This window comes from Bacillota bacterium (genome assembly GCA_024655925.1).
Classification (GTDB): Bacteria; Bacillota; DTU025; order DTU025; family JANLFS01; genus JANLFS01.
On sequence record JANLFS010000070.1, the window covers coordinates 1 to 10,379 of the forward strand.

Here is a 10,379-nt window from a genome sequence, read left to right on the forward strand (position 1 = left end):
CCCGGGCCTTGGGTCCCAAGGCCCGGGGAGTCACGTTCCGAGTAGAGGCCCGTTTTTGAAGTGTATAAATTCCTTCCGCCTTTCCGTCGATAATGATAGTGCCAGACTGTCCGTCCGTAGACACGGCCGGGGAGGTGGAGGATCAGGGAAATGGGCCTGCTGCAAAGGACGGATGAGAGCAGGGGGAGCGCCGGGGGGCCTTCGAACGGAGAAGGCCCGTCCGCGCGGCCAGGCGTTCTTCAGGTCTTTTGCCTCGGACAGTTCCGCATAGTCCGGGCCGGCGAGACCGCGCCGATATCCACCGACTATGGGCGGGCCGGTTGGCTTGCGTTCAAGTATCTCCTCGCCAACTGGGGCAGGCAAGTTCCCACCTCTGATGTTGTGAGGCTCGTCACTTCAGGAGCGACGGATGGCGCCGCCCTCTGTGATCCCATGGGGCACACCCGCGGCGAGGTCGCTGCAGTCAACGACATACTGAGGAGCCCGGACCTGAGCGGGTCGGCTCCAGTTACTTACATCGCCTGGTCGGATGATTACTGCTCGCTCTTGTCTGATGGCTCCATCTGGCTCGACGCCGCAGAGTTCGAGACCGAATGTGAGGAAGCACGGGGCCTCGCCGGAACAGACCTTGAGACTGCGGCGAGGCTTTTCGAGCGGGCGTTATCTCTCTACCGAGGGGACTTTCTTCCGGATCATTCAGGTGACACATGGGCCAAGGCCCGGCGCGAGCACTACCGACAGATCCTTCTGGAGACCGGGGGCCTGGTGGCCAGGAAATTTCAGTTCAGCCAGGATTACGTACAGGCCAGACGGGTACTGAAGAGGATGGGCCAGATCACGGTTCTTCCCCAGGGGCTCGAGGATCTCTTCCGGTACCTGGAGGACCTAGTCTCTGAGGAGTCAGGCGCACTCTGCCGCGCGCTTGAACCCCCTCTCGAGCCGCGGGGGGCGCTCCTGTGTAATCGGGCCACCTTCTTCAAGCTCCTGACTCTCGAGCGCCGGAGGATTGCCAGGGGAGGGGGAGAAGCGTCGGTTGTCGTGTTCGAAGTCACGTTGCCGGGGGCGCTTGCGAACCACCTGCGCGAGGCGGGGGACGGAGCCCAGAGGGTAGCCGGCTCTTTGCTTAGAGCGAGCGACGTCTTATGTAGGCTCGATGAGAGCCATTTCGCCGTGCTCCTGACGGGAACGGGCCCTGACGCTGCAAGAGCGGCCGTGGGCAGAATCAGGCTGGCGTGCCAGAAAGACTTCAGCACCATGGATGCTGTGATCACAGCGAGGGTAGGGCCGGCGTAGGCCCGGCGCGACGAAGAGAGTACGGCAGGAGAAACCCGGTTCATGCGAGAATAGCCCATCACCACGCGATGTAGGTGATGGGCTTGTCTATTCTGGAGCAGATCCGCGAGTCCCCAATCATAGCCGCAGTCAGGGACACGCGTGCCCTCGGGCGCGCGCTCGAGTCACCTATCCGCGTGGTGTTCCTTCTGACGGGGGACATCAACGGCGCTGAAGAGATCACGACGGCAGTTCGCAAGGCAGGCAAGGCGGTCCTGGTCCACCTCGATCTCATGGAGGGTCTCGGCAAGGACAGGGCGGCTATCAAGTTCGTGGCCGGGGTGATCAGACCTGACGGGGTGATAACCACCAGGGCGAATTTGATCGGGGCGGCGCGCGGAGAGGGTCTGTTTACGGTGCAACGCGTGTTCATGCTGGATTCCCAGTCTTTCCAGACCGCCGTGGCCACGGTGCGGGGCACGGGCCCCGATGCAGTAGAATGCCTGCCGGGTATCATCCCTCGAGTCATCGGTGAGCTTGCGCGTGCAATGCCTGTCCCGATCGTGGCGGGAGGCCTCGTCAAGACGGTCGACGAAATCCAGAATGCCCTCCGGGCGGGGGCGGCAGGCGTTTCTGTAAGCAACGCAGATTTGTGGTATCATGTAGGTGTTGGGAGAGATCCGGGTCCCACTCTTTTGCGGAGATCGTAGGAGGCAAGGCAGTCTTTTCCCGGATTGTGGGATGAAGCCGCCCGCCTGCCCCGGCACCCGGGCCCACCTCCGCCGAGAGGGGCAGAGGGAACCGGGTCAGGTGGGCACAAGACAACCGAACAGCCGGGGACAGAGATTTGGAGAGAGTCCCGACTCGGGCCGCGCGCAGCTCGTAGGCCCGGGCCAGGGCTTTTCTTATTCCCTGCCCACGCAGCGCCGTTGCTTGCTGTGAAGGTGCATCGTGGACCTGCACCTTCCGGCCTCGCGGCGGGGGCGGCACTTTGGGAGGTGGCGGAAGATGCAGAAATACATCCTCGCGCTGGATCAGGGTACCACGAGTTCCCGGGCGATCCTGTTCGATCGGGCCGGGACGAATGTGGCCATGGCTGGCCAGGAGTTCCCGCAGATCTATCCGAGGCCCGGGTGGGTCGAGCACGACCCGGGGGACATCTGGAACTCTCAGATCGCCGTGGCCAGGGAGGTCCTCGATCGGGCGAGGGTCGGCCCGGAGAGTGTCGAGGCAGTGGGCATCACAAACCAGCGGGAAACCACCTTGGTCTGGGAGCGCAAGACGGGAAAGCCCGTGGCAAACGCCATCGTGTGGCAGTGCCGGAGGACCGCATCAACATGCGACCAGTTGAAGGCGGGGGGGCTTGCCGAGAGCATCAGAGACCGGACGGGCCTCGTGGTCGACGCGTATTTTTCCGGCACCAAGGTGAAATGGATGCTCGAAAGCATCCCCGGGCTGCGCACGCTGGCCGAGCGTGGAGATGTCCTCTTTGGGACAGTGGACACGTGGTTGCTCTGGAACCTCTCCGGCGGGACTGTCCACGCCACTGACTACTCCAACGCCTCCCGGACCATGCTGTTCAACATACACACACTGGACTGGGACGATGATATCCTCCGGGAGCTGGGAATCCCGAGGACCATGCTTCCCGAAGTTAAGCCCTCGAGCTGGGTCTATGGGAAGACGGCGCGCGCGCTTTTCGGCCGGGAAATCCCCATTGCCGGGGACGCCGGTGACCAGCAGGCCGCACTCTTCGGACAGGCGTGCTACTCCCCGGGGGCTGCGAAGAACACCTACGGGACCGGGTGCTTCATGCTGATGAACACGGGAGAGCGAGCGGTGCCTTCGGCGAACAGGCTTTTGACTACCATAGCGTGGGGCGTCGATGGAAGAGTCGAATATGCCCTGGAGGGAAGCATCTTCGTCACTGGCGCGGCGGTCCAGTGGCTCCGAGACGAGCTCGGGCTGATCAGCTCGGCAGCCCAGTCCGAGCAATGTGCGAGGAGCGTTCCGGACACCGGCGGCGTGTACCTGGTGCCCGCATTCGTGGGACTGGGGGCCCCATACTGGGACCAGTACGCACGAGGGACTATCGTCGGCATCACAAGAGGGACAAAGCGGGAGCATATTATCCGGGCTACTTTGGAGTCTATCTGCTACCAGACTCGAGATGTCCTCGAGGCCATGGCGCGCGACTCAGGAATCAGTCTTGCCCAACTCAGGGTGGACGGCGGCGCGGTGCGAAACGACTTTCTCATGCAGTTCCAAGCCGACATCCTGGGGGTTCCGGTCCACCGGCCCAGAGTGACTGAGACCACCGCACTGGGTGCGGCTTACCTCGCGGGGCTCGCAGTGGGGTTCTGGACGAACCGGACAGAGATCGCCGCCAAGTGGCAGGTTGAGCGGGAGTTCTCCCCGTCCATGCCGGTGGAGCGGCGCGAGCAGCTCTACGCCGGGTGGAAGCGCGCGGTGGAACGGTCTCTCCACTGGGAGCAGGAGCAGTAGGCAGGAGTGAACCCTGGCATTTGGGCGGTGTGCTTGGACGACACGGAGGTGGGCACGATGCGGGGATACGATGCTGATGTAGTAGTTGTTGGGGCGGGCGTGGTCGGATGCGCCATCGCCCGGGAACTCGCCAGATACGATGTGCGGGTGATCCTGGTGGAAAAGCAGGCGGACGTCGCCACGGGGACCACTAAGGCAAATACCGCCATTGTACATGCCGGGTACGATGCAGATCCCGGCACCTGGAAGGCGAAGCTCAACGTGAGGGGGACTGAGCTCTACCCCGCCCTTGCCGCCGAACTGGGCGTGTCCTTCAAGAACACCGGGTCGTTCGTAGTCGCCCTCGCCCCGGAGCAGGTGGATCACTTGCTTGAACTGAAAGCCCGGGGCGAGCGGAATGGAGTGCCTGGGCTTGAGATCATATCAGGCGATCGGCTCCGAGAGCGGGAACCGGCCGTGAGCCGGGATGCGGTGGCGGCCCTTTGGGCTCCGACCGCGGGCATAACCTCCCCGTGGGAACTGGCCATAGCATGTGCGGAGAACGCGGTTGAGAACGGGGTCGAGCTGTTGCTGGACTCGCCGGTTCTGGGGATGCAGGTGGCGGGCGGGAGGATCGTGACTGTCTCCGTGCCCGGCGCGACAATCCGGACGAGGTTCGTGGTGAACGCGGCGGGGGTCGACGCGGACGCGGTCGCGCGCATGGCCGGGCAGGACGATTTCTCGCTCGCCCCGAGAAAAGGGGAGTACTACGTGTACGACAGGCGCATCGGAGATTTCGTCAGGACGCCTCTCTTCCCGGTCCCTACAGCCGTGTCCAAAGGCATACTCGTCGCCCCGACCGTCGACGGAAACCTCCTGGCTGGCCCCAACTCACAGGAGGTGGAGGATTGCCACGACTTGGGCACCACCTTATCCGGGCTCCAGGAAGTGCTGGCCGGGGCGACCAGGCTGGTGCCGACCCTGCCGATCAGGGACTCTATCGCCACTTTCGCCGGGCTGCGCGCGATCGCAAGGCCAGGCAACGACTTCGTGATCGGGCCGTCTCCTGCTGCTCCAAACCTTATAAACGCCGCAGGCATGCAATCCCCTGGCCTCACCGCTGCTCCTGCCGTCGCTCTGGTGGTACTTGACGCCCTCTCCGATGCGGGGCTTGACCTCATACCGAAACCCGATTTCAACCCATACCGGGCCCGGCCGATCCGGTTCAGCGAGCTCTCCCGGGAGGAACAGGCGAGGCTCGTAGCCTCGGACCCCAGGTGGGGCCAGATCGTCTGCAGATGCGAAACGGTCACCGAGGCCGAGATCGTGGATGCGCTTCACCGGCCAGTCCCGTGTACCACGGTGGATGGAGTGAAACGAAGGACTCGGGCGGGCACAGGCAGGTGCCAGGGAGGGTTCTGCGGTCCCCGGGTGGTTGCACTCATCGCACGTGAGCTCGGGATGGGAATGGACGAGGTCACCAAGAAAGGCGGGATGTCGCGCGTCCTCGCCGGCCGGACCAAAGACCCTCTGCTCGGCCAGGAGACCGGCGTGGGCGCAGAGGAGCGGGCCCGAGAGGAGGTGATGTCCCGTGCGTGAGATCGAGTGCGATGTCGCGGTGATCGGGGCTGGCCCTGCGGGACTTGCAGCTGCGGCCAGGGCCAAAGAAGCCGGGGCAGGCCGGGTCATACTGATGGACCGCGACCGTGAGCTTGGAGGCATCCTTCAGCAATGCATACACAACGGCTTCGGCCTACACTTGTTCGCCCGGGAGCTGACCGGGCCGGAATATGCGGACCACTTCATCCGTGCTGCCCGCGACGCCGGCGTGGAAATCATGCTCAATACTATGGTGTTGGAGCTCGGCCGGGACCGGCGCATATGGGCCATGAACCGGGTCGACGGGATGATGGAGATCAGGCCGAAAGCGGTGGTACTCGCCATGGGGAGCAGAGAGAGAAACCGCGGGGCGGTCACGATACCAGGTACCCGGCCCGCGGGGGTGTTCACCGCCGGAGCGGCCCAGAGGTTTGTGAACATGGAGGGGTTCATGCCCGGGAAGCGGTTCGTGATCCTGGGGTCGGGTGACGTTGGCCTGATCATGGCGCGCAGGCTGACCTGGGAAGGAGCGAAGGTGGAGGCTGTGCTCGAAATCCTGCCGTTCGCGAGCGGCCTGACGAGGAACGTGGTTCAGTGCCTGAACGATCAGAACATACCGCTCTACCTTGGCCACACAGTGGTGGATGTCCACGGTGAGGAACGCGTCGAGGCTGTGACGGCGGCGAGAGTGGATGAGAGCTTCCGGCCGATTCCGGGCACCGAGCGGGATATCCCCTGCGACACACTGCTGCTGTCGATTGGGCTCATACCCGAGAACGAGCTAACCCGGGGCGCTGGCGGGAACATCGACCCTGTGACCGGAGGCCCCGTGGTAACTGACGAGATGGAGACCTCGATCCCAGGCGTTTTCGCCTGCGGCAACGTGGTCCACATCCACGATCTTGTAGATAATGTGACCCGCGAAAGCTGGCTTGCGGGAGAGGGTGCTGCGAGGCTGGTCACCGGAGGCCAACCCGTCGGGCCCACGATCCGCACCACAGCAGGGGAGGGGATCCGGTACGTGGTCCCGCACATACTCCACCTGGCCAACCTGGCGGAGAGAAAGGTCACCTTGTTCATGCGAGTGAAGGCTCCTGCTGAACACGTCCGGATTGAGGCAGTTGTAGGGGGGACAGTAGTACACAGCCAGCGAGAGCGGGTGGTGAGGCCGGCGGAGATGGTCAGCGTGACTCTGCCGCCCGGACGAATGCCTGCGAACTCGGCGGCCGAGGAGATGGTCCTGCGGGTGGCTCCTGAGAAAGATGAGCGCGTCAAGGAGCCGGGCACGGCAGAGCCCATGCCGGGCGAGACGGCCCGCACATGTGGAGGTGGGGTCAGGTGAGCGAGATGCGCGAACTCACGTGCATAGTCTGCCCCATAGGATGCAAACTCCGGGCGACTGTGGAAGGAAAAGAGGTCCTCGAAATCGAAGGGAACACTTGTAAGCGTGGGCTGGCGTACGGGATAGACGAACTGCGCGCCCCAAAGCGGACCGTCACGTCCACTGTCCGGGTGGATGGAGGGTTCCTCCCGCTCGTCCCAGTCCGCACTGAGGCCCCGGTGCCCAAGGAGAAGATCGGAGAGATAATGCGCCAACTTGCCACAGTCAGAGTCCCTGCCCCGGTCGCGATCCACCAGGTCATACTGGCCAACGCAGCTGGAACTGGGGTGAACGTGGTGGCGAGCCGGGACATGGAGGCGAGAGACGACCTATCGTGAAAAGCTTACCTGGTTGTTACGAATGCAGCATAGATCAGCTCAAGAGGTTGTGCGCCAACGTCCCTTGCGACGATGAACAACGCCGGCGAGTGATTGCGCGGGCGCGCGATGAGTCCTCCAAGGTTCCGCTGGACCGGCCCCCGGCGGAGATATCCAATGTCTGTTACCGTATCGCCGCGGAGATGCTCGGAGACGATGACCTGTATAGGGAGGAGAAAGCCGCCCACAACAGGGCGGCGATGCGGTTGCTCCCGGACATGCGCCGTATGCTCGATGAATCAGAGGACAGGCTTGCCCTCGCCGTTCGCCTTGCGGTCGTCGGCAACCTCCTGGACCTGGCGCTCGTGAATCCCCCCACGCCCGAGGAGATCCTCCAGAGGGCACGATCGACGACTCTCGCGATCGACCACTCCCACCAACTCGTGTCGGACCTCAAGACCATGCGCGAACTGCTCTACATCTGCGACAACGCAGGCGAGATAGTCTTCGACATGCTCCTGGCTGAGGAGCTCGCGCGGGCGACCGGTGCGCACACAGTGTTTGCGGTCCGCGGAGGACCCGTAATGAACGATGCGACCATGGACGACGCGCTCGAGGTGGGGCTGGACAAGGTCGGCCGAGTGGTCACGACCGGTTCGAGTTACCTTGGGGTCTCCTACGAGCACTCCTCGCCCGAGTTCGGGGACCTATTGCGAAACGCCGGGATGGTTCTGGCCAAAGGCCACGCGAATTTCGAGACCATGCCCGACGGGCACCCCAGGACCTATCATCTTCTGACCGCCAAGTGTGAGCCGGTAGGGGCGGAACTCGGCGTCAGCGTGTTCGACTCCGTGTTGTGGAAGCGGCCTTCGGCGGTTCCCACGTAAAGCGCCCCCGGGACCGGGCACGAAGATACGCAGTCCATACACGCGGCGCAGGTTGCTCCGGGCGAGACGCGCCTGTCGACGGGAAGCTTCACCGGGCAGACCCGCGAGCACTCTCCGCAGTTGATACAGAGCTCAGGATCGCGCCGCACCTTGAAGATGGCCAGAGGCTGGATAAGCGATATCACGGCTCCCAGAGGGCAGAGAAACCTGCACCAGAAGCGGTCAACGAGGAACATGCCTGCGAGGACCAAGACAGTGGTGCCCCACACGATCGCCCCGATCGACGACGGACTGAAGATCCAGTACAGTCCGAAGATGGCACGATACGGGTCGAAGTTCGCGAAGACGAGCGTCCCCAGCCTTGCAGTTTCAAAGAGCACCGCGCCCAAAACCACGAATCTGAGAAGCCCCAGGTACCGGGAGACGCCATTCGGGATCCCAATCTCTCCTATCCGAAGACGCTTGCGGACAGATGTCAGGAGGTCGGAGAGCGTTCCCATCGGGCACATCCAGCCGCAGAACGCACCCCCAGCCAGCAGCACCGAGACCCCGAGCCCCGCGAGAAGCACCACGTTGGAAGCGTGGGTTTTCGGCACGTACCGACCCATGGTAACGAGGTTCCAGAACGTTGCCACACCGCCCATGGGGCAGAGAGAGTCCAAAGACGCCACCCGACTCGCCGAACCGATTGAATGAAGCACGCTGCGGTAGACTATGAAGGCGAAGAACGCGAACTGCACAGTCCGCCTGATTAGACTGTCTCGTCTCCAGTTCACCAGGTCGCCCACCTCGTTCCGTTATGAAGATGTAATCCTATCGGGACTTGGACTTCAGGATTCTCTCCACGGCTGCCCGCACATCGCTGGTCTCGACCCCGTGGGCCTCGTTGATCTGCCTCAGGCTTAAGCTGGGGTTGACATCCGCGGGGAGTCCCGCCTCAGAGATGAGAAGCTCAAGCGGAATCCCGAATGTCCGGCTCAGCTCGTGGAGCGTCATCCTTCCCTTGATGTCCGAGGGAGAGGCGGCGCTCTCGGGTCCTGCTCCGGTGCCCTGGGCTCCGCGCGCCGTGCCTTGGCCTGCACTTTCCGCCCCAGGACCCGCGCCGCTGCCTTGCCCACCCGTGGTGCTGCCAACAGAGTCCGCCCCGGATGGGGCTGCGGTTCCTGCCGTCGAGCCCTCACGGACCCCCTGAGCCTGCAACCTGCCCACGGCCTCGCGGACATCAGAGACTTCGAAACCTGGCACGTCTTTCTCCAGATTGCTCATGCGCACCGCGGTGTCGACAGCCTCGGGAAGTCCCAACTCCCTGATCAACGCTTCCAGAGGCAACCTCGTCCACCCGGCGACCTCTGTAAGGCTCATCCAGCCCTTGAGATCATCGGGTCCAAGAGCCTGCGAATCCGAGGCCAGCACCGGCGCCCTGCCTGTCGTGCTCCAGGTTCCGGTCACCACTCCCATGCCGACCACCCCGAAGAAAGCGATTACTGCGATCAGCGGGACTGCAAGATGGTGGAGCCTCACCACAAACCATTCTCCTTCCGCGACTGGAATGGTCGATGCGTCCTGCCGGGTCTTCGGGCAGGGCGCAGACTCACCTATGATAGGTGATGCTGCAAAAGGGGAGTTTGTTCGAACGGACGGGACTGGGGGACCTGATGGGAGTGCTGAGGCGGGACACACGGCCTCAGACGGCCCCGGCGCCTGTGGCCCGGTGGTTCTCAGCTATTTAACGTGGTGCACTTTCAGTAGGTTCGTCGTGCCCGGCACTCCGAGGGGCACGCCGGCTGTCAGCACGATCAAGTCTCCGTCATGGACGAAGCCGGCCTTGCGCGCCCTCTCCACGGCCATGTCTATCATCTCATCCGTGGTTGATATGGGGTCGCCCAACAGAGGGTAGACTCCCCAAAGCAGACTGAGGCGACGGGCGGTGGCGGGGTCGGTGGTCACCCCCACTATCGGGGCGTGGGGCCTGTACTTCGCCACCATCCTCGCGGTCCAGCCGGACTGGGTGGACGTGATGATGGCAGCGGCGCCCAATTCCGCCGCCACTTGAACTGTTGCGTGGCCTATCGCGTCCGTCACGGCTGTGTTGAGAGGGCCTTCCTCGTGCGGGACAGGTTGATTGTAGCAGAGTGCAGCCTCAGTGCGCTCCGCGATACTCGCCATGATGCGTACTGCTTGCACAGGGTACTTCCCACTCGCAGTCTCTCCGCTCAGCATCACGGCATCTGTGCCGTCGAATATGGCATTCGCCACATCACTCACTTCCGCCCTGGTGGGGCGGGGGTTTCTCATCATCGAGTCCAGCATCTGAGTGGCAGTGATTGCCGGTTTGCCGAGCCTACGGCACTTGGAGATCATCTCCTTCTGGATTATCGGCACGTCTTCAGCGGGCAATTCCACTCCAAGGTCTCCCCTGGCCACCATCAGCCCGTCGCA

Annotated in this window: 10 protein-coding genes; 7 read left to right on the forward strand and 3 right to left on the reverse strand. The window is 63.4% G+C overall.

Annotation, left to right across the window (positions count from 1 at the left end):
- The first annotated feature begins 150 nt into the window (after window positions 1-150).
- The 7 genes from NUW23_11070 (at window position 151) to NUW23_11100 (ending at window position 7,940) form a co-directional block, all read left to right on the forward strand.
- Window positions 151-1,293 (forward strand): hypothetical protein, encoded by a 1,143-nt coding sequence (locus NUW23_11070; GenBank protein ID MCR4426704.1) that lies wholly within the window; start codon window positions 151-153, stop codon window positions 1,291-1,293.
- A gap of 83 nt (window positions 1,294-1,376) precedes the next feature.
- Window positions 1,377-1,982, forward strand: a complete 606-nt coding sequence (locus NUW23_11075) for a glycerol-3-phosphate responsive antiterminator (protein MCR4426705.1) — start codon at window positions 1,377-1,379, stop codon at window positions 1,980-1,982.
- 298 nt (window positions 1,983-2,280) lie between these two features.
- Entirely contained in the window at window positions 2,281-3,777 is a 1,497-nt protein-coding gene (gene glpK / locus NUW23_11080; protein ID MCR4426706.1) for a glycerol kinase GlpK, read from the forward strand.
- A gap of 57 nt (window positions 3,778-3,834) precedes the next feature.
- Window positions 3,835-5,355, forward strand: a complete 1,521-nt coding sequence (locus tag NUW23_11085; protein ID MCR4426707.1) for an NAD(P)/FAD-dependent oxidoreductase — start codon at window positions 3,835-3,837, stop codon at window positions 5,353-5,355.
- 1 nt (window position 5,356) lies between these two features.
- Complete coding sequence (locus NUW23_11090) at window positions 5,357-6,697, forward strand: NAD(P)/FAD-dependent oxidoreductase (GenBank protein ID MCR4426708.1); 1,341 nt, start codon at window positions 5,357-5,359, stop codon at window positions 6,695-6,697.
- Between the two features lie 5 nt (window positions 6,698-6,702).
- Window positions 6,703-7,074, forward strand: a complete 372-nt coding sequence (locus NUW23_11095) for a DUF1667 domain-containing protein (protein ID MCR4426709.1) — start codon at window positions 6,703-6,705, stop codon at window positions 7,072-7,074.
- Complete coding sequence (locus tag NUW23_11100; protein ID MCR4426710.1) at window positions 7,071-7,940, forward strand: ARMT1-like domain-containing protein; 870 nt, start codon at window positions 7,071-7,073, stop codon at window positions 7,938-7,940. The genes NUW23_11095 and NUW23_11100 overlap by 4 nt, the downstream gene beginning before the upstream one ends.
- Here NUW23_11100 and NUW23_11105 read toward each other — a convergent pair.
- The 3 genes from NUW23_11105 to NUW23_11115 form a co-directional block, all read right to left on the reverse strand.
- A complete protein-coding gene (locus NUW23_11105) occupies window positions 7,841-8,716 on the reverse strand; it encodes a 4Fe-4S binding protein (GenBank protein MCR4426711.1) in 876 nt (291 codons plus the stop codon). The two genes, NUW23_11100 and NUW23_11105, sit on opposite strands and share 100 nt — an antisense overlap.
- Window positions 8,717-8,753: 37 nt before the next feature.
- Entirely contained in the window at window positions 8,754-9,461 is a 708-nt protein-coding gene (locus tag NUW23_11110; GenBank protein ID MCR4426712.1) for a hypothetical protein, read from the reverse strand.
- A 201-nt stretch (window positions 9,462-9,662) separates the two neighbouring features.
- Window positions 9,663-10,379 (reverse strand): pyruvate kinase (locus NUW23_11115; GenBank protein MCR4426713.1); only part of this gene is annotated, 717 nt, incomplete at its 5' end.

Bases quoted from the DNA above. Each gene is read 5' to 3' on its own strand.
- NUW23_11070 (MCR4426704.1), top strand. From the start codon at position 151: ATGGGCCTGCTGCAAAGGACGGATGAGAGCAGGGGGAGCGCCGGGGGG.
- NUW23_11085 (MCR4426707.1), top strand. From the start codon at position 3,835: ATGCGGGGATACGATGCTGATGTAGTAGTTGTTGGGGCGGGCGTGGTC.
- glpK (MCR4426706.1), top strand. From the start codon at position 2,281: ATGCAGAAATACATCCTCGCGCTGGATCAGGGTACCACGAGTTCCCGG.
- NUW23_11095 (MCR4426709.1), top strand. From the start codon at position 6,703: ATGCGCGAACTCACGTGCATAGTCTGCCCCATAGGATGCAAACTCCGG.